Here is an 18,523-nt window from a genome sequence, read left to right as displayed (position 1 = left end):
CCTGTTACCGAGAGTTTGAAGGGTCGATTTCGCATTCGACCTAGCCACATCGGGCGAGTTGAACTCCTTGCTACGAAATGTAACAGTTTTGCCGAAGAATTGCAACAATTCTTTACAGAATTTGCAGAAGTCCAAGCAGAATCGTAGCCATCGCGATCGCAACTGACCAAGTTTGATGCCCGCTTCGCAAGAGCGATCGACTATGCAGTGTTTCAACGTCAACCGAAGGCGTGGCATTCCGACGCAGCCAGCCCGTCACAACTACAGGTTGTCCGATTGGAAACCGATAGAAGAGATTGCCGATCGCGCCAAATTGCGAGCAGTAATTCAAGTGAATTAAACCGGATTCAGTTTGCAAAATTAGATCTTGTCCAAGTTGATTGCGAGTGCCAGTACGCCCGATTAATCTTCCTTCAAGACGAATTTTCGGGCTATCAATTGGAGTGAGCGTTGGCTGAGTCAGCAAGCGAATGAGATGAGTTTGTTCGGTCTGAGATTCAGGAAAAAATCGATTAAATCGCACTAGCATTCCTAGACCGAAGCCGATGAGTGAAAAGGCAGTAAATAAGCTATAGTCACTCGCAAGCCAATTGAGTTGATAAATGCCACGGCTATGGAGGAGATAAGCAATACTCCATAAGAGTATTGCGATCGCATTACCGAGCATTAGTCCTAACCAAGGTGCAAGCTCAACAAGATTGCGCTTGCGATTCTCGACGACAGAAGAATCAATTTCAAACTCGGATGTGATGTGCCATTCCTGACAATAATTCATGAGTTGATTGAGGCGAATTCCCAAGAGCGAATGGGACTGATTCAGCATAAGTTCAATGCGATTTCGATTCGCTTGTTCCCATTGAAATAGGGTAGAGATCGGAAGATGCTTGAATAAGCTGGCGAGTGTAGTAGCGCTGCGATAGCTGATTGGACTAAGTAACTCAAAGCTTTCTAGCACAGCAGGAGTATGCTTTTCGTGCTGAATTGTTTCGTCAGTCGCGATCGCAATTTTGACTAGGGCGCGAGCTAATGCATTTGGATTGCCCGTTAAATTGCAAGCTTGGCGATCGCTATAGACAATTCGTTGTCTAGATAGCCACAATCCTGAGTAACGAAAAAGCGAAAAGCATCCATATGAAAGTGCAGAAATGATCGAAGCTACCGCACTTAAAACTTGAAAAAATTTAGTTAAAAAAGCATTTTGAATCCGAATAGCTTTCAGTGAATCGCTCGCGATCGCGCACTGTTGATACAAGATGTAAGGAATTTGTAGCGCAACTGCAATCAGCGACATCCAGATAAAATCCCATTGAGCAATATGACCTAATTCATATCCATAAATTGCAGCAATTTCTTCTTCAGTTAAACTGTCGAATAATCCTTGACTCACGACAATTCGAGCGAATTTAGGAAAACAGCCATAAGTAAAAGAGATTGGCGCTTGAGTTGGCAAAATCCCGAGTTTTGGAATCGGAACTTTTTGCTGTTGAGAAAAGCGTTGAAGTAATCGGTAAGATTCCGCACTATAACGAGTCAGTGCAGCAGTAGACAGAGGCTTGAGTCCATAAAACTGCTTCAGAATCGCATCTAAAATCCACGGGGAGGCAATGAAGGCAATGACGAGACTCAAACCTAAGCCTAGTGCAGGAACTTCGCCCTCTGGAATGAGTGGACTCAGATTTAACCATCGCTGCACCCGAAACCAAAACCAAGACGCTGCGATCGCGGCTGACCAGATACCGTAGAGTGTGAGAAAAAGCATCACAACTGCGCCCATTTCTGCCCATTGCAGGCGAGCAGGATTCAGGCGGCGCAAGGGTTGCCAGCGTTGTGCGCGTCCGGCATTTTGCCAAACATGCTGAGTTTTTTCGGGTTGAGCCAGCGCGGCTTGAGACGATGCGCTGCTAGATTCCTGGGTTTCCTGAATCGGCTGAACTTGCTGAATCGGCTGAGCTTGCTGCACTCGTTTTCGCCGCGTTTTCTGTTTCGGCTCGATCGGAACAAATCCTGTTTCGACAGGCGTGAGTTTAGCGATCGTTTGAGTTGCCCAAGCCCGTGCTTGTTCGTTCTGGCTGTGCTGAAGTTCTTGACAGAGTGCGATCGCGCTTTCGGTCTGTCCACTCTGGATTTTGGCTCGAATGATGCCAATTCGCGCCTTTAACGCATCAGGTTGATCGAGATCCGATGCAGATGCCAGAAATTCTGAAAGTTGCGCGATCGCGCCTGGGTAATTTTCGCTCTGAAGCGCTGCCAATCCTGCTTCTAGCCCTTCTAAACGAGAAGCCGATTCCGGAAAAGAAGACATAGTAGGATTCCCTAAAATACAGCGTTCTTAGAGTACCCAGGTAAAAATTTAAATTTCGGCTCGTGGCTTAGTCAGATGAAGGGGTGGGGAGTGGGGAGTAGGGAACATTCCCCCCACTCCCCACTCCCTACTCCCTACTAAATCTCCACAGGTTGCTGCCCCGACACCACAGGCGCGATCGCACTCAATTTCAATTCCGGATGATCACCTTGCAATTGCTGACAATTCCACTCATTGCGGAAAAGCAACACAGGACGCTGCCAACTGTCCTTCACCGTGACCGTATTGAAAATTCGCCCGACTTTTTCGAGCGCTTCCCAGCCACCCTCTACCCAGCGAGCAACCGTGTAGGGCAAATATTCAACCGTTGTCTCCACGCCGTATTCATTCTGCAATCTGAACTGCACGACTTCCATTTGAAGCTGTCCGACGGCTGCGAGAATGGGATCTCGTTTTGCTTCATCGGCTGAATACATGATCTGAACGGCTCCTTCTTCCCGGAGTTCTGACACTCCTTTGCGGAATTGCTTGAACTTCGACGGGTTGGGATTTCTCAAATACGCAAATAATTCTGGCGAAAAGCAAGGAATCCCTTCGTATTCGAGCTTTTGACCGTTGTAAATCGTGTCACCGATCGCGAAAACGCCAGGATTATTTAAACCAATCACATCGCCTGGATATGCCTCTTCAATGACTTCTCGATCTTGAGCAAATAGCTTTTGAGGACGAGACAATCGCACGGTTTTTCCAGTTCGAGCATGGCTGACGACCATATCTTTTTCAAACTTGCCCGAACAGACTCGAACAAAGGCAACGCGATCTCGGTGTTTCGGATCCATATTCGCTTGCAGCTTGAAGACAAAACCCGAGAACTCCGGATAAGTGGGTTCAATTTCACCTTTTGTGCTCGTATGTCCACCGGGCTTCAAAGCGTAATCTAAGAACGAATTCAAGAATAGTTCAACCCCAAAATTCGTCATGGCACTTCCGAAAAAGAGCGGCGTCATTTGCCCTTTGTGAATTGCTTCTAGGTCAAATTCAGACCCAATTTCTTCGACTAATTCCAGTTCGTCTTTGAATTGGTAATACAGATCTTTCTCTAGCAGATCCTCAATATTCGGATCACCCAAATCGATAACAGTATCGACCGCTTCACGGCTCCCATGTTTGCTGCGCTCGAATAAATGAATCTTGCGCGATCGTCGATCGAATACTCCTTTAAATTGATCGCCCATGCCGATTGGGTAATTCACAGCATAGGTTTGCATCCCCAGTTCTTGCTCGATTTCGTCCATCAGTTCAATCGGACTCCGACCCGGACGATCGAGCTTATTGACAAAGGTAAAGATCGGCAGCGATCGCATGCGACAGACTTCAAACAACTTGCGCGTCTGCGGTTCTAGACCTTTAGCTGCGTCGATCAACATCACGGCATTGTCCGCCGCCGCTAAGGTGCGATACGTGTCTTCACTAAAATCTTGGTGCCCTGGCGTATCGAGCAGATTGATCTGACACTGCTGATATTCAAATTGCAGCACAGTTGAGGTGATCGAAATACCCCGTTGTTGCTCCATCGCCATCCAGTCTGAAGTCGCATGACGTTGGGCACGACGAGCCTTCACCGCACCCGCTTCATGAATCGCACCTCCATACAGCAACAGCTTTTCGGTCAGCGTCGTTTTCCCAGCGTCGGGGTGAGAAATAATCGCAAAATTTCGTCGCCGTTCTACGGCTTCCTGCAATTCGGACTGAAGTTCGATCGACATGCTAGTGGCTCAGAGTTAGAGTGCGGGCAATCCCAATTCATAACGATATCTTAAAGCTAACAACAAATTCGGTGGGATTGTCGCTAGATTCAAAAGCATCGAGTTTGATTCTCCTCATGCAATCCATCGGACAACAAAAACTTCTCTCCGCACTGTGTCACGGATCAATTTTCTTTAGTGCCACCCTCGTTTCCATCGGGATTCCTATCGCGATTTTGCTCATTACGGACGACTGGGTCATTAAAGACAATGCCCGTGAAGCACTGAATTTTCATATCAATTTATACGCATATGGGATTTTAGCAGGCTTGCTCGCTGCCACCGTTATTGGTATCCCGATTGCGATGGTTATCGGCATTGGACTTTTGATCTGTAGCTGGCTGTTTCCGATTTTGGCGATCGTCAAGGTGATTGAGCGACCTGAACAACCGTATAGATATCCATTTATCTTAAGACTGCTGTAACTTTACGTACACTTTGCATTTACTTTGTGAAAGCTTGATGAAACCGACCGTTTAATCTCGGAGCTTTCCCCATAAAATAGTCGCCAGGGTTCAGGAAATCTACCACTCAGGATTGAGCTTGTCAGAGACGAGTAAATTTTAAGCGCGATCGCACGTAGAGGCGATCTTGCTCAAAGCCTATTTGAGGGTTGAGAAATACGGTGGCTAAAGTGTTCGAGCGGTTCGTCTACCCGGGTTGGGGCAAAATTTCGTGTGGAAACTCTCAGCAGCGGGAGGGACAACAATGAGTCTCAACCATTCTTTGAGTGCAGAGGCAATGATCCTCGGTTCAGATTCTATTCTAGAAAGGATATTATCGAGCCGAGCGACTCGATCCATCTACGCGAGAGCTAGCAGTTTTAACACTACAGTGACAACTAATCTGCTGGCGCGCAATGTGACAACAGGCGCAAATCAGATTTGGTCGATCGCAAGTTCAAGCCCAGTCGTGCGGAATGATTTACCGACTGAAGCCGATGCGAATTGGCAAGTTGCAGGGATCGCAGACTTCAATCGAGATGGGCAACAAGATCTCCTGTGGCGGAATTTTCGCACGGGAGCAATGCGAATCTGGCAGTTGGAGAATGGCACTGCTCAGACGATCGCACTAGATCCCGTCATTGACCTCAATTCGCGTGTTGCAGGATTAGCTGACTTTAATAATGACGGCTCCGTTGATATTCTCTGGCAGAATACTGAGAGTGGAGAAACTTCACTTTGGCTGTTGAATAATACAGCGATCGCACAGAAAACAGGGATCGCTTCAACGGGACCAGGGGGCTGGCGAATTCAGGGCATTACGGATCTGAATCTTGATCGCTCTCCGGATCTAATTTGGTATGACCTCAATACCGGACAAACCGCAGTCTGGACCCTCAACAATGGGGTTTTCGCCCAGGGATTGTATCTTGATCCTGCGCCTAGCTTGGATTGGAAAATTGCGGGCATTGGAGATTTTAACGGCGATCGCTTTTCGGATTTGGTCTGGCGGAATGAGACAACCGGGGAGACGCAGTTTTGGCTCTACAACGGCATACAGCGCGTTCAAACCACAGCAGGACGATCGCTCAGTTCTAATTGGCAATCGCTGAGTAGAACGGATCTCAATGGGGATGGAACAACCGATTTACTCTGGCGCAATTCATCAACTGGAGAATTATTAGGTTGGTTTGTCAGAAATGGCAGTGTAGCCGATGCCACAACCGTCTTCACAGAACCGAATCTAGATTGGCAACCGACCTCGACTCTCGAGCGCTCTGCTTCGCTCTTGATCACGCCGACAACTTCAACGTCACGCACAGGCACACTGACCAGTGGCGGAACAATTGCGACCGCCGAGAATCAAGCTCCAATCTTTTCGCGCAGCGATCGCGTCGATGCTGGCAACACGAGCGATTTTTACCGCTTCACGATTGGTCAATCTGGAATCTTCACCGCGAGTTTGACGGGACTTACGGGCGATTCAGATATCCGGTTGATTCAGGATGTAAATAGCAATGGCGTGATCGATAGCGGCGAAATTCTCGCTTGGCAATGGGAACGCGGCACAGCGGCAGAATCGATTCGTCGATTTATCAATCCTGGGACTTATCTTGTAGAAGTTCTAAGCTACCGAAATCAAGCAGCGAACTACACCGTTTCGAGTAATTTTACGGCTGCTGCTAGTGATGATCAGCAGTTTCGGATTGCGCTGACGTTCGCCGATTCTCTAGCTGGATTAAATTCCGCTGCACGTGATGCAATTAATCAAGCAGCAAGGTTCTGGGAAGGAGTGATTCTCAATCGCACAGGCATCACACGATCGAATACGTTAGACATTGCATTAACGGGTGAAAATCTTGTTGCCCAAGATGGCACTGCTGATACTGGCACATTGGCATTATCCGGACCAACGCTCACGCTAGACTCAGCAAATAATCTCGTGATTACCCGCGGCGCGAGTACGCTCAATACTCGGAAGATTGCTGAATTCAATGCAAATCCGATTTATTTACGCGACATCATGATTCATGAGTTGGCTCACGTCTTCGGATTTGGGACAATTTGGGAGCCGCTTGAATTTGCCTACTCAGACGGAACGCGGGTTAGAGCAGGTCAGACTTGGATCGATCGCACCAGTGCCACGTATCGCGCCAACAGTTATGCAGGAGCAGCCTATGGCGATTTGTTAGGCACGGGCACTGCAACTGCGGTTCCGATCGAGCCACAGGTCTTTTTCCACTGGGATGAGCGGCGGTTTGATATCGAGTTGATGACTCCGTTTGCGGAATCTCCGGGAGTCGCAATGCCAATGAGCAGCCTAACTTTGGGAGCGTTACGCGATTTGGGATGGAGCGTGAATTTTGGCGCAATTCAACCTTATGCGCTGCCCAATCTTGCCAGTGTAACGGCGAGCACGTCGCCGAATCCGGGTGGAGCAGCTCTGTTGAGCTACAAATGCGGCTGTAGAGGCTGTTTAGCAGCCGTACGGACAGAGATTCTCTCGCCTAGGTTGTCTGATCAGATTCAGGCAACGGCTTAAACCCCTGTTTAAAGCAAAATTGCCTTAAAACAAAACTGCCCCGAACTCAAATTGAGTTGCAGGGCATAGGGACAGTTAAACGCTAAGCCTATTATGGTCAGGAGTTAGCGAGATCTTCGGGAAACGAGGGACGGTTGTTGGAGTGTCCATTGAAGCGATCGTGATCGCTTCAATGGACACACACTTATAGATACCAGTGTGGGCTGGAGTCCTGAGATATACTTCTGCATCGTTGGTTTGATGTTTTTAGATCACCCTTGATATCTTTAAGAGCAGCGATTCAGCTGCTTTTTTCTTGCTTTGAACTACAGGTTTGACAGTACACTAGACGCGATCGAGTTCTTTTTTCCGCGCTAGTCGTCTATGCAATTTCTCTCGCCCCTGTACGCCATTTTCTTGCTTTGTGTGATCGGAGTGTACTGGTCGGCACGTTCAACCTGGTTGAGATCTTGGTTAATCTTTCTCGCCAGTTTAGTGTTTTATGCGTCACTTCAAGCCCAGTATATTCCGCTGTTGCTGGTCGCGACAGTGATTAACTATTGGCTAGGGAGGGCGATGGGAGTGCCGCCAGATTGGCGAATTGAAGATTGGCAGTTTGCTCAAGCTGACTGGAATCAGCGACGGTTGCGCGTGCTGTGCGCGGGGATTTTTCTCAATGTCCTGTTGCTCGTAGGATTTAAGTATGTGCCGTTTGTGTTTGGAACGATCGGAGAAATCTTAGATATTCCAACGATTCAACAAACTGCAAACTGGACAGATATTCACCTCATTGCACCTTTTGGGCTGAGCTTTTTCTGTTTTGAATGTATTGCGTATTTAGTCGATGTGTATCGGGGAGCGCCTGCGGCTCAAGGGTTTCTCGATTTTGCAGCCTATAAGTTGTTTTTTGCCAAGTTGATTTCTGGCCCGATTACGCGCTATCACCCGTTTGTCGGACAGATCCAGGCAGTTCAAGCACCTCAAATGCCGCAGATTACAGAAGGGCTTTGGCTAATTGCCTGTGGAGCGATTAAGAAAGGATTAGTGGCAGATCGCTTAAATGTCCTCGTCAATTTAAGTTTTGACAATATTCAACGCGCAGGAAGTGCAGATCTGTGGTTAGCAATTATTGCGTATGGGTTCCAGCTTTATCTCGATTTTAGTGGCTACGTGGATGTAGCACGCGGAAGTGCATTGCTCCTCGGGATCAAACTTCCAGAGAATTTTAATTTTCCTTATCTGACGACAAGCCTTGCTGACTTTTGGCGACGTTGGCACATGACCTTGGGCGATTGGTTGCGCAATTACCTTTATTTTCCCTTGGGTGGATCGCGGCGCGGATTGTTTCGGACTTGTTTGAATCTCCTGATTGTGATGACGATCGCGGGAATTTGGCACGGAGCAGCGTGGGGATTTTTGGCGTGGGGTGTGATTCATGGAATTGGACTCGCCATCCACCGATTGAATGTCGCGATCGCAAAACAATTCACCTGGATTGCAGCAGCTTGGTCAAGTTTGCCTGGGATGTTAGTCGCTTGGGCGTTGACTCAATCGTTGGTCTTCATTTCGTGGATCTTTTTCCGGTTGCCGAATGTTGATTCTGCGTTGAAGGTGGTAGAGCGACTTTGGGGCTATTCGGCGGATGTGCAATATGCTCAAAAAGTTTATATAGAAGCAGTTGGGTTGAATCCGCCTCAGATTGTCATGGTCTTGAGCGCGATCGCGTTGATCATGGTCTTCGCTTATCTGTTACAGCGCAGCTTGAAGTTGAATTTAACTTGGCATTTGAAGCTTTTGCTAGTTCCCCTGTGTTGGTACGTGGTATGGCAACTTGCTCCAGAAGCAGGTACGCAATACATTTACTTTGATTTCTAATTCATTCGGATTTAGGAGGATTTTCTTGCATGATGGAGAGTGGAGTAACTGAAGTTTCTGCTATGAAAACTGAAGAAACAGCTAGCCCGGCAGAGGTAACAGAGATTCGGGCTTGGGGAACGGTGACGGTTTTAGAAGAATCGAAGCGATATCGAATTAATCGAATTGAGATTAAGCCGGGAGCACATATTAGTACTCAGATGCATTACCATCGCAGTGAACATTGGATTGTCGTGTCTGGGACAGCTCGAGTGATCTGTGGTGGAGAAGAGAAGGTATTAATGCAGAAACAATCCACTTATGTCCCAATGGCAACGCCACATCGGGTGGATAATCCGGGAGTGATTCCGCTCGTGATGATCGAGGTGCAGAATGGGGAGTATTTGGGTGAGGACGATATTGTTCGGTTTGAGAAAGATCCGAATTCTTGAGGAGATGGGGAATGGGGAAAACCTAACTCAGAGCGTTCCCTACTCCCCACTCTTTTCCACGCATTCACAACTCAAACAGAATCGCTATAGCTCTTGTCCTCCAGCTTGAACTGTATCCACTTCTTTAACTTTCAGATTCAGCGGTACTTTCAAACTCGATCGCTGTTTTAAACTGGTCTGATAGCGACCGAGAGCTGTTAAGGGGAAGTGCTGCTGATAGAGATGATATTTCAGGTAGAAATGACCCGGAAATCCAGTGCCTGTGAACCAATCTTCATTCCAGGCTCCATCTTGCTGAGTGCTAATTAGATAAGCGACTCCCTTATCGATCGCTTCCCATTCATAGTCGCCTGTTCCATCGCCTGCTGCAAGTAATCCAATTAATGCCCAAGCGGTTTGAGAGGCAGTACTCGCTCCTTGTCCTTTGAGCGCTGGATTCTTATAACTTTCGCAAGTTTCGCCCCAACCTCCATCGGGATTCTGAACACTCACCATCCAATTAGCACCGCGCTGAATACTTCGCCGATGCGTATTCGGAGCAACTTTTGCGAGGGCAGCTAAAACACCACTGGTTCCATAGAGATAGTTCACGCCCCAACGTCCAAACCATGAGCCATCTTTTTCTTGTTCGCGGGTGAGATAGCGCAGAGCACGATCGAGCTTTTCTGGAGTAATGGCAACTCCTAACTCTGGCTCAATCTGCCCCAACATTTCCAGCACTCTCGCAGTCACATCAGCAGTGTTCGGATCAATCATTGCTCTGAGATCGCCATAAGGAACCTCATTGATCCAGTCTTGATCGTTATCGAGATCAAAAGCTGCCCAGCCCCCCGGTTTACACTGCATTGTGCTGATCCACTCGACGCAACGAGCGATCGCTTGTCGCTTTAAACCTTGATTCGGCATGTGGATCAAGTCGAGTGCCATCACCACAACAGCCGAATCGTCTACGTCTGGGTAGAATCGATTCTCAAATTCAAACGCCCAGGCTCCGGGCTTGCCTTGAGTGTTTTTAACCGCCCAATCTCCGTAACTGAGAATTTGTTTTTCGAGCAACCATTCTCCTGCTTTGACCAGTGTTGGATCATCTGGATCTACCCCAGATTCGATCAGAGATCGTACAACTAATCCAGTGTCCCAAACCGGAGAAACACAAGGCTGAATTCGATAGCTATTCTCTTCTTCGATCGCAAAATGATCGATCGCATTCATGCCTCTGATCACGTAAGGATCATTTACGTCATATCCTAAGCACCGTAATGCAATCAGAGAATTGATCATCGCGGGAATTATTCCGCCCCAGTCTCCGGTTGCTTCTTGCCGTTCGAGAACCCATTTTTCGGCAGCTTTAATTCCTTCTTCTCGGAGCGGGACAAGGTTCCACTCTTCTGCAAATTTGAAAGCTCGATCGAGATCGAGAAATAAATCTGTCCAATCTGATTTTCTGGGCAATTCATATTTGACGTTGTGCACGCCTTCAACGTAAAGCTCCTCGAGCGTGATGGTTGGATTTGTGATGAATACAGGCTTACGATCAAACGCGATCAATAGGGGTACAGTACTGCCCCGCGCCCAGCTAGACATCTCGTAGATACTGAACGTATGCCCCGAAAATAGCGGCTCCGATCCAAACGGATTTGGAACCTCAATTTTCAGTGATGGCAGCAGCATAATCCAAGGTGGAATGGAGGGAATGCCTCGCCAGTCGTAGCATCCAATCAACGCTAAATGGAATTTCGTGAAAATGCGAGTTTTGCTAATTCCGCCGCGTGCCAGGATAAATTCTTTTGCCTTGATCAAAGCGGAATCAGTTGCCGGAACTTCTAATAACCGGAGTGCCATGTACGTCTCAACGGTGGTACTGAGATCGCCGCCGTCGCCGTAATACAGTTCCCAGCCTCCATGTTCTCGTTGTTGCGATCGCAAGTATTGCTCAGCTTTCTGCAACGGTCGCTCTTGATCAGTGCCCCAAATCTTATGCAGCAGAATCGTTTCTGCGGTGATGGTCACATTCGATTCGAGTTCTGCCCACCAATAGCCTTCTGGTTTTTGTAACGACAGTAGATATTGCTGACTGGCTGCGATCGCATTTTCTAGCGCTGACATCTTAGATACTCCTCACACCAACCCAAACCTTATCATCTGCATCGGCTTCTCTGCCAGACTGTGCTGATTGCACTGATCTTGTTTTTTGTTCTAAAGTAAATCCTCTTGAATTTCCACTTTACCTTGACGATGTATTGGGAATTTAAGGTAACGTTTTCATCGACGCGAAGAAATGCCATTTCCAGCGCTCCGCTAAAATTCGTGCCTTCATGGTGAGCTTGACATGTCTGATATCGTTCTTGGGATTTCGATCGTGAGTTTCTTGATTTGGGTCTATTTGCTAGCGTTCAGAGGTCAGTTTTGGCGGATGGATCAGCGGTTGCCAACAGGTGAAATTCAGAGTGCGTCGGTTTGTGTGGTGATTCCAGCGCGCAATGAGGCGGATATGCTGCCGCTGACGTTACGATCGCTCTTGACACAGGATTTTTCAGGCTCTCTCACGATTTTTCTCGTCGATGATCACAGCACGGATGGCACAGCACAAATTGCGCGATCGACGGCTGAAGAATGCAATCAATCTGCTCGGTTGCAGATCATTCCAGCTCAGCCTTTGCCGAGTGGCTGGACAGGGAAGCTTTGGGCGGTGCAGCAGGGAATTGAACGGGCAATGGAGCTAAAGCCGGATTATATTCTGCTGACAGATGCAGATATTCAGCATGATGCAGGAAATGTGCGCGATCTGGTGAGTTGGGCGATGGCAGACGATCGAGAGTTAGTTTCTCTGATGGTGCGCTTGCGCTGTGTGAGTATTTGGGAAAAGCTATTAATTCCAGCGTTTGTGTTCTTTTTTGCCAAGTTGTATCCGTTTCGCTGGGCGAATGATCCGACTCGAACGCTAGCGGCAGCGGCAGGAGGCTGTAGTTTGATTCGACGCGAGGCGTTGGAGCGAATTGGTGGAATGTATGCAATTCGGCAGGCGTTAATTGATGATTGCGCTTTGGCAGATGCGATTAAGGCAAGTGGAACGAGGCGGATTTGGCTCGGACTCACGCGATCTACAATTAGCCTTCGTCCTTACGATTCGCTCGATACGATTTGGAAAATGGTCGCTCGAACGGCTTATACCCAATTGAACTATTCGCCAATCTTGCTGGTTGGATCGGTGCTAGGAATGGGTTTGGTTTACCTTGCTCCGATTCTTGTGCTGAATTGGATCGGGTTCGTGACGTATGTGTTGATGTCGATCGCTTATTTTCCGATCGTGCGATTTTATCGCTGTCCCGCTTGGTCTGCCTTTTGTTTACCCGCGATCGCGTTTCTGTATACCTTAATGACGATCGACTCTGCACTCCAACATTGGCAAGGTAAAGGAGGAGCCTGGAAGGGACGCACCTATGGCACATAAAATCTTGCAATCCTAACCCATTCCGAAAAATCAGAGGTATTGACGACCTTAAGCTAGTGCTAAGGATCGGTCAGTTTAGCGAGGCAGGAGCAATCCGATCGAGATCGCAACAATCGCCCCAATCAATGTATTCAAAATATTCACGACATCATGCGTTAGAAAGGGGACTTTATCCTCGATCGTCGCTCCGATCAAACTTTCAATCGTCGTGGCTACAAAAGCCGCGATCGCACAAATTCCAATGCCAATCGGACTGATTAATCCTAGCGACCAGCCGACCATTGCGATCGCAACCGATCCCACAACTCCTGCGATCGTGCCTTCCAAACTCACCGCGCCTTCTGTTCCACGGGGGACGGGTTTTAATGTCGTAATTAAGAAAGTTCTCTGCCCGTAAGCCTTACCAATCTCAGTTCCACAAGTATCAGAAAGCTTGGTGCAAAAACTCGCGACATATCCCAATGCCAAGAGTGGAATGAAATCGATTGCGAACTGCGTCACATTTAAACCCAACACCAATAAGGCACAAATCGCCCCGACTAGCGCCGATCCCCAAACATTTCCTGCTCCTCTTGCGCCCGATCGCGCTTCTGCGATCCCTAATGCTTCTTTCTGCGCCTTGCCAACGAATGTTACGCCTGAACCAACTAGAAAATAAAAGACGACCAGCAAGTAACCTCGCCAGCCCAAACAGCCCCAAACAATCACACCTAAAATCCAAGCATTGACAATGCCGCCCGGAGTTAGAAGCTTCTTAGGTGCGATCGCTAGCAGTCCTAACAAAACCGCATTCAGCACGATCGCGATCAGCCAATCTGTCATCGAAGGAATTGCTGGAGGCATACGCACAGAAAAAAATTCGCCATAATTGATTCTGACATCAACGAGCGGCGAAATCATGAATTCAGTGCTATTTCATCTCGCCTTTCCAGTGCGGGATATTCCCACGACAAAGGCTTACTATGTGGACGGTTTAGGCTGCGGTTTAGGGCGAGAAAATGATCAAGCTGCAATTTTGAACTTATACGATCATCAATTGGTTGCCCATGTAACGCAGGATGAAATAACTCCACAAAAAGGGATCTATCCGCGTCACTTTGGGCTGATTTTTACCAACAAGTCCGATTGGCAAGCGTTGCTCGATCGCGCTCAGCAAAAACAACTCTCGTTCTATCAACAACCGAAACACCGCTTTGTGGGTATGCCGCTTGAACATTCCACCTTTTTTCTGATTGACCCCTTTGGCAATTTGATGGAGTACAAACACTACACCGATCCGACTGCCATTTTCGGCGGCGATCTTAATCAGATTGGCGATCGCTGATTGCTTGAGGCAGGGCTTTCATCTGCGATCGACGTTTGAGCCAGAACAGTCCCGGCAAAATGACTAAAGCTGCAAACATAGGAGGTTCTGGGACTGTGGCTGTGGCATCGGTTCGAGTGATGCCGCGTACCGTCAACTGGGTTTCAGGCTCAAAGTGCCGCTGATAAAACCCGGCGATTTCGACCCCGAATCCACTGTCGAAGATAGAGTCAATGTGGATGAAGTCGCTACTGCGAACCAGATTAAAGGGATTGTTTGCGGATAAGCTTGCTTCAAATGAATCAATCAAATTCTCACCATTGAAGATGCCGAACGCGACAAGACTATTTGCGCTGGCGTACTCTCCTGGTTCAGTGGCAAATGCGATCGCAGCAAGTGCCGCACTGAAATCAAACTGAAAACAGCCACATTGCGTATCAAAATTAATTTCAGTAAACGATGAGCTTTTAGCAGTTGCAAAATAGTTTGATCCATTCCCTAGGGCGAGTGCTTTTGAGAATTGAGCTAGTGCGTCTGGGGTTGCAAGTGCTTTTGCGGTAGCAGTAGCGAACGTCTTAGAGCCAGAGGATGAAATTTCCTTGGTGAAAGTTTTGATGTCCGAGCCAAGGTTATTCCCCTGCCAGGTAAAGTTTTCTAGGAGTAAACTGCCGCTGGCTGTTGCAAAACTTGCAGCTTGGCTCGGTGCAACGGCGATCGTGGAACTTATCACGATCGGGGCTGTCAACATCAAGCCCTGCATAACGGTTTGGATAGTGAATTTCATTGAGCAACGCTCCTAATCATGGATCAAGTTTGAGAAGCACTCTTCTGCAGCAAGGGAGGGTAGGAGGTCAATACTGAGGGGAAATTACGGTCGTGTAATGTCTGAAAAAATAAATATTACGTGCAACTCTACTGAGTTTCTTAAGTAACATCAGGTACTTTGAAATCTGCTCTACAGTAATTTCATAAAGTTGAAGTGTAAATTAACACAATCCAAATATAAGAGTTGTGAGTAATCCGTAACGCTACTGAGAAATCTTCAAGGGTTTGAGCATCGATTTGGAGAAGGTGCAGGCTGAGAATAAGAGCGTCTTCACTGGAATGATTTCAACATGAAAAATGGGAGGCATATCTATGCCTCCCACTGCATCTGAAAATGAGGAAGTTCTAAGAATTTGCGATCGCAGCAAACAATTCGTCGTAATCTTTGGCAAATCCGAGGCGCACATCTGAAAATTCTCCCGAACTCACAGCTTGGCGCAGCACAGACATCACTGCCGTCGCATGACTTTGTGCAACATCCGCATCTACGCCTTCGCGCTCTGCAATTCGGCGATAGAATTCATCAACTTTGAAATGCTCTCCCATTTGTCCTTCACGCCCGCGCAGACAGTCTCCCAATTCTTTGGGAAGCTGTGCCGCAAGATGGCTAGCTTCATCTCCGAGTAATCTTTCTCGCATTGTTTCTAACGTTGCTTTTGTTGCTTGAATTGCACCTTCTCGAGATTCAAATGATGCCGACTCTTTTACTGCTCGAATGAACTGATCGTAATTCATCAATTAGTCTCCAATTAGTAACGAAACACTGCCGCGATCGGCGCAGGGGCAGGCATCACATCTGGCTCCACTGCATAGACTATTCCTCCATTGATCAATGTCTGAATTGCCGCTGCATCTAGTAAGTCCTCGTCTCCTACTTCAGCATTGGTATGAATTTGGATCTCATTGGCATTCGGATCAAATCTGCCCCACTTCTGCACGCCGACTGCAACAAATAATCGATCGACTCGCCCATAGTAAGCCGCCGGAACAGTCTCTTCGAGCTTGGTCGAAATCAATTCTGTGTTTGATAAGTCGTGATAATCATGCGCTGCTTGTTCTTGTGCCTGCAAGAAGTAAGGCTCCACGATCGACCAAACTTGCTGATGCAACTCGGCGATTGCAGTGTCTTTGACATTTCCGGTAATGCCTTCTTCGATCAGATGGGGATAAGTATTTGCTTCCCGGTAAATCGGCATTAAGTACTCCACGCAAGCGAGCACTAAAGGCGATCGCTTGCCATTGAGAAAATCGTGCAAAGCACTATCGATCGCGTGAAAAAACTGACCATAGTCTTTTTTCACATCATCTTGCTCAGGTGCACCTTGCCCATGAAATACACCTGTTCCGGCTGATGAATTATTGTAATTCGCGGCTCCACTCGTCGTGCCAATGCGGAATTGTCCTCGCGGTTCATTGTCGTCATACTGCAAGACTTCATCCATCGACTGCGGCAAGTTGGGAACATTGATTTCCCGGAGATGGTAGCGATCGCCTTCAAACAATTTCACTTGCTTCTGGCTGAGTTCGAGCACATAAAATGTCCCGTCTCCCGTAAGCAGCGGCAAAAGCGGCTTGAGATGAAATTGATCCGTGACCACAACTAGCTCAGACAAATCGAGGGGCACTTTGTAGTAACGGAAAAAATCATCCGTGATGAACAGTGCAAGACCCGAATCTTGTTGCTGCCAAAAATCGTCTTCCGACTCAATCAGGTCAGTCACAGGGCGCAAAAAATCATTGGCTTCGTCCTCAGAGAGTCCGTTGTCCTGTAATTTTTGCAGCGCTTCTCGAAAAAGGTTCTTAAATCGAATTTCATTTTGTCGAGTCTCAGTTCCAGCGACAACGGTTGGCAGGTAAATCGAAACGCACCAACTCTTTGATCGCTCAACTAATCCTTTCACTTCCTCGATGGTTAAAACACTCACGACAATCTCCTATGATTTTTCTTGATTCTCTTGAGGTGCTTTCTCTGTAGGTCTTTCTAAAGCTGCTTCATTCACCGGAGTTATTTCTTGATCATCCCGGCTGTAATCTGGTTCAGTCGGTGTATCTCCAGGATTAGTATCAATCAGCCCGTTTTGATTCGTGTTGGTTTTCGTTGGGCTACTTCTATGGCTATATGAATCAGGCATAGCTATGTTCCTCATCGGTTCTTCTTTCCATTCAACTAATGTTTGAAGGGGCGAAATCTGTCGGAGGAAAGGTTAGCCGTTGTTAAGATGCACCTTGAGATTTTCGTAGAGCACTCACTTCAATAGAGGAAACTTTGGCGATCGCGTTCCACAGTAAAGGAACTGTTCTGTAGAAGACACAGATTCTATGTTTTGCCAAACCACTGAACGCCAATTTACCCTAGAGGACTTTCAACCATTTCTGGATCAGTTCAAAATTGACTTATGGGAGTTTGGAATTCTGGCTTGGCTGCTGGCGATCGTTGATCGTACCTTTGCCCTCTTTTCGGGTGGATTTCCCTCTGCTGTCGAACTGATTCAACTCTTTGTCACAACCTTAATGGCAATGGGGTGGGCATTGCTGAGTCCTCGATCCGAGGAATTGGCGCTTCGACTGACCGAATTCTTTCAGCCCGTTTTTTCTGATCTACACTCGGTCAAATCTGTACCCTCGATCGCGCAATTGCGGAAACTGGGCTATCAGCAAACGTTCTTCTGGCACAACTGGAAAATCAATCATTCCGTGATTCCCAATCCTAGAAGTCAAGTGCCTGTGATCTTTGTGCATGGCTTTGGTGGCTCGATCGGGCATTGGCGGCAGAATATGTCTGTGCTGGCAAAACATCATAGTGTTTATGCGATCGACTTATTAGGCTTTGGCGCGTCTGATAAGCCTGATATTGATTACTCGATCGAGCTTTGGGTCGAACAGCTTCATGATTTTTGGCGGACTTGCGTTGATAAGCCGGTCGTCTTAGTCGGAAATTCGATCGGGTCGCTCATCTGCTCTGTCACAGCTAGAAAATATCCTGAAATGGTGCGCGGCATTGCGATGATTAGCTTGCCTGATCCCGCAAGTCAGCACGAGATTATTCCTGCGATCGTGCGTCCATTGGTCAGACTCATTCAAGCGATTTTTGCCTCGTCTTGGGTCTTGTATCCCTTGTTTTACTTACTCAGACACCCGAAGATTATTCGCCGTTGGGTGATGTTAGCATACGCGGGTCGAGAAGCAGTCACCGATGAATTGCTAGAAATTCTAGCCAAGCCTGCTCATGAGCGCGATTCTGCGCGGGCATTTTGTGCCATTCTCAAAGCCATGACTCATCCAAAATTTAGTCCGAATCTGCAATCGATTCTCAGCAATATTCGCGCACCGTTACTGCTCCTATGGGGCAAACAAGACCGGATGATTCCGATCAAATCAGCGCAGCAATTTCTTACCTACAATCCGCACCTGCAACTCATCGAATTAGAAGATGCCGGACACTGTGCCCATGATGAATGCCCAGAGCGAGTTAACGCTGAATTGATGCAGTGGATTCAAGCACAAGTCCTCACCCCTGACCCGATCAAAAATTCTCGCCGTTCCCTGCAATAAGAGCGATAAAATCAA

Annotated in this window: 15 protein-coding genes; 7 read left to right on the top strand and 8 right to left on the bottom strand. The window is 47.6% G+C overall.

Annotated features, from left to right (window positions below; genetic code table 11):
• Window positions 1-112 precede the first annotated feature (112 nt).
• The gene (locus tag J0L70_RS11515) at window positions 113-2,302 is read right to left on the bottom strand and encodes a zinc metalloprotease HtpX (protein ID WP_287454639.1); all 2,190 of its coding nucleotides are present in this window, start codon (window positions 2,300-2,302) and stop codon (window positions 113-115) included.
• A gap of 137 nt (window positions 2,303-2,439) precedes the next feature.
• The gene (gene prfC, locus J0L70_RS11510) at window positions 2,440-4,068 is read right to left on the bottom strand and encodes a peptide chain release factor 3 (protein ID WP_017286007.1); all 1,629 of its coding nucleotides are present in this window, start codon (window positions 4,066-4,068) and stop codon (window positions 2,440-2,442) included.
• 116 nt (window positions 4,069-4,184) lie between these two features.
• Here prfC and J0L70_RS11505 point away from each other — a divergent pair, with 116 nt between their 5' ends.
• The 4 genes from J0L70_RS11505 to J0L70_RS11490 all read left to right on the top strand — a co-directional run bounded on the left by J0L70_RS11505 (window position 4,185) and on the right by J0L70_RS11490 (window position 9,377).
• The gene (locus J0L70_RS11505) at window positions 4,185-4,532 is read left to right on the top strand and encodes a DUF4870 domain-containing protein (RefSeq protein ID WP_026148376.1); all 348 of its coding nucleotides are present in this window, start codon (window positions 4,185-4,187) and stop codon (window positions 4,530-4,532) included.
• A 409-nt stretch (window positions 4,533-4,941) separates the two neighbouring features.
• On the top strand, window positions 4,942-7,092 hold the full coding sequence (locus J0L70_RS11500; RefSeq protein ID WP_287454637.1) for an FG-GAP repeat domain-containing protein: 2,151 nt from the start codon (window positions 4,942-4,944) through the stop codon (window positions 7,090-7,092).
• A gap of 363 nt (window positions 7,093-7,455) precedes the next feature.
• Window positions 7,456-8,946, top strand: coding sequence for an MBOAT family O-acyltransferase (locus J0L70_RS11495; RefSeq protein WP_190651439.1), 1,491 nt, complete (start codon window positions 7,456-7,458; stop codon window positions 8,944-8,946).
• Window positions 8,947-9,008: 62 nt separating this feature from the next.
• Window positions 9,009-9,377 (top strand): phosphomannose isomerase type II C-terminal cupin domain, encoded by a 369-nt coding sequence (locus J0L70_RS11490; protein WP_036045191.1) that lies wholly within the window; start codon window positions 9,009-9,011, stop codon window positions 9,375-9,377.
• Window positions 9,378-9,461: 84 nt separating this feature from the next.
• Here J0L70_RS11490 and shc read toward each other — a convergent pair whose 3' ends face one another.
• Entirely contained in the window at window positions 9,462-11,483 is a 2,022-nt protein-coding gene (shc, locus tag J0L70_RS11485) for a squalene--hopene cyclase (protein WP_287454636.1), read from the bottom strand.
• 223 nt (window positions 11,484-11,706) lie between these two features.
• Between shc and J0L70_RS11480 the strand changes: the two genes are divergently transcribed.
• Window positions 11,707-12,828, top strand: a complete 1,122-nt coding sequence (locus J0L70_RS11480; protein WP_287454635.1) for a glycosyltransferase — start codon at window positions 11,707-11,709, stop codon at window positions 12,826-12,828.
• A gap of 75 nt (window positions 12,829-12,903) precedes the next feature.
• Here J0L70_RS11480 and J0L70_RS11475 read toward each other — a convergent pair whose 3' ends face one another.
• A complete protein-coding gene (locus J0L70_RS11475; RefSeq protein WP_287454634.1) occupies window positions 12,904-13,671 on the bottom strand; it encodes a TIGR00297 family protein in 768 nt (255 codons plus the stop codon).
• 55 nt (window positions 13,672-13,726) lie between these two features.
• Here J0L70_RS11475 and J0L70_RS11470 point away from each other — a divergent pair, with 55 nt between their 5' ends.
• Window positions 13,727-14,152: a VOC family protein gene (locus J0L70_RS11470; protein WP_287454632.1), complete on the top strand. Its 426-nt coding sequence runs from the start codon at window positions 13,727-13,729 to the stop codon at window positions 14,150-14,152.
• On the opposite strand, the gene J0L70_RS11465 is transcribed toward J0L70_RS11470, so the two are convergent.
• From J0L70_RS11465 to J0L70_RS11450, 4 genes are all read right to left on the bottom strand, one after another.
• Window positions 14,130-14,915, bottom strand: coding sequence for a hypothetical protein (locus J0L70_RS11465; protein WP_287454631.1), 786 nt, complete (start codon window positions 14,913-14,915; stop codon window positions 14,130-14,132). The genes J0L70_RS11470 and J0L70_RS11465 overlap by 23 nt on opposite strands.
• A 386-nt stretch (window positions 14,916-15,301) precedes the next feature.
• Window positions 15,302-15,691 carry a DUF2267 domain-containing protein gene (locus J0L70_RS11460; protein ID WP_017286017.1) on the bottom strand — a complete coding sequence of 130 codons (390 nt, stop codon included), beginning with the start codon at window positions 15,689-15,691 and terminating at the stop codon, window positions 15,302-15,304.
• A 14-nt stretch (window positions 15,692-15,705) separates the two neighbouring features.
• The gene (locus tag J0L70_RS11455; protein ID WP_017286018.1) at window positions 15,706-16,881 is read right to left on the bottom strand and encodes a baeRF3 domain-containing protein; all 1,176 of its coding nucleotides are present in this window, start codon (window positions 16,879-16,881) and stop codon (window positions 15,706-15,708) included.
• 9 nt (window positions 16,882-16,890) lie between these two features.
• Window positions 16,891-17,088, bottom strand: a complete 198-nt coding sequence (locus tag J0L70_RS11450; protein ID WP_017286019.1) for a hypothetical protein — start codon at window positions 17,086-17,088, stop codon at window positions 16,891-16,893.
• Window positions 17,089-17,275: 187 nt separating this feature from the next.
• Here J0L70_RS11450 and J0L70_RS11445 point away from each other — a divergent pair, with 187 nt between their 5' ends.
• Complete coding sequence (locus tag J0L70_RS11445) at window positions 17,276-18,508, top strand: alpha/beta fold hydrolase (protein ID WP_287454629.1); 1,233 nt, start codon at window positions 17,276-17,278, stop codon at window positions 18,506-18,508.
• Window positions 18,509-18,523: the final 15 nt, after the last annotated feature.

This window comes from Leptolyngbya sp. UWPOB_LEPTO1, assembly GCF_017302695.1.
In the GTDB taxonomy this organism is placed as follows: Bacteria; Cyanobacteriota; Cyanobacteriia; order Leptolyngbyales; family Leptolyngbyaceae; genus Leptolyngbya; species Leptolyngbya boryana.
The sequence above is the reverse complement of the archived record's forward strand: the minus strand, read 5'-3'. Positions and strand labels throughout refer to the sequence as shown.

What these genes read in the sequence shown, in the direction of transcription:
- J0L70_RS11515 (WP_287454639.1), bottom strand. Translation starts at nt 2,302, where the DNA reads ATGTCTTCTTTTCCGGAATCGGCTTCTCGTTTAGAAGGGCTAGAAGCA.
- prfC (WP_017286007.1), bottom strand. Translation starts at nt 4,068, where the DNA reads ATGTCGATCGAACTTCAGTCCGAATTGCAGGAAGCCGTAGAACGGCGA.
- J0L70_RS11505 (WP_026148376.1), top strand. Translation starts at nt 4,185, where the DNA reads ATGCAATCCATCGGACAACAAAAACTTCTCTCCGCACTGTGTCACGGA.
- J0L70_RS11495 (WP_190651439.1), top strand. Translation starts at nt 7,456, where the DNA reads ATGCAATTTCTCTCGCCCCTGTACGCCATTTTCTTGCTTTGTGTGATC.
- J0L70_RS11490 (WP_036045191.1), top strand. Translation starts at nt 9,009, where the DNA reads ATGAAAACTGAAGAAACAGCTAGCCCGGCAGAGGTAACAGAGATTCGG.
- shc (WP_287454636.1), bottom strand. Translation starts at nt 11,483, where the DNA reads ATGTCAGCGCTAGAAAATGCGATCGCAGCCAGTCAGCAATATCTACTG.
- J0L70_RS11480 (WP_287454635.1), top strand. Translation starts at nt 11,707, where the DNA reads ATGTCTGATATCGTTCTTGGGATTTCGATCGTGAGTTTCTTGATTTGG.
- J0L70_RS11475 (WP_287454634.1), bottom strand. Translation starts at nt 13,671, where the DNA reads ATGCCTCCAGCAATTCCTTCGATGACAGATTGGCTGATCGCGATCGTG.
- J0L70_RS11470 (WP_287454632.1), top strand. Translation starts at nt 13,727, where the DNA reads ATGAATTCAGTGCTATTTCATCTCGCCTTTCCAGTGCGGGATATTCCC.
- J0L70_RS11465 (WP_287454631.1), bottom strand. Translation starts at nt 14,915, where the DNA reads ATGAAATTCACTATCCAAACCGTTATGCAGGGCTTGATGTTGACAGCC.
- J0L70_RS11460 (WP_017286017.1), bottom strand. Translation starts at nt 15,691, where the DNA reads ATGAATTACGATCAGTTCATTCGAGCAGTAAAAGAGTCGGCATCATTT.
- J0L70_RS11450 (WP_017286019.1), bottom strand. Translation starts at nt 17,088, where the DNA reads ATGCCTGATTCATATAGCCATAGAAGTAGCCCAACGAAAACCAACACG.
- J0L70_RS11445 (WP_287454629.1), top strand. Translation starts at nt 17,276, where the DNA reads ATGTTTTGCCAAACCACTGAACGCCAATTTACCCTAGAGGACTTTCAA.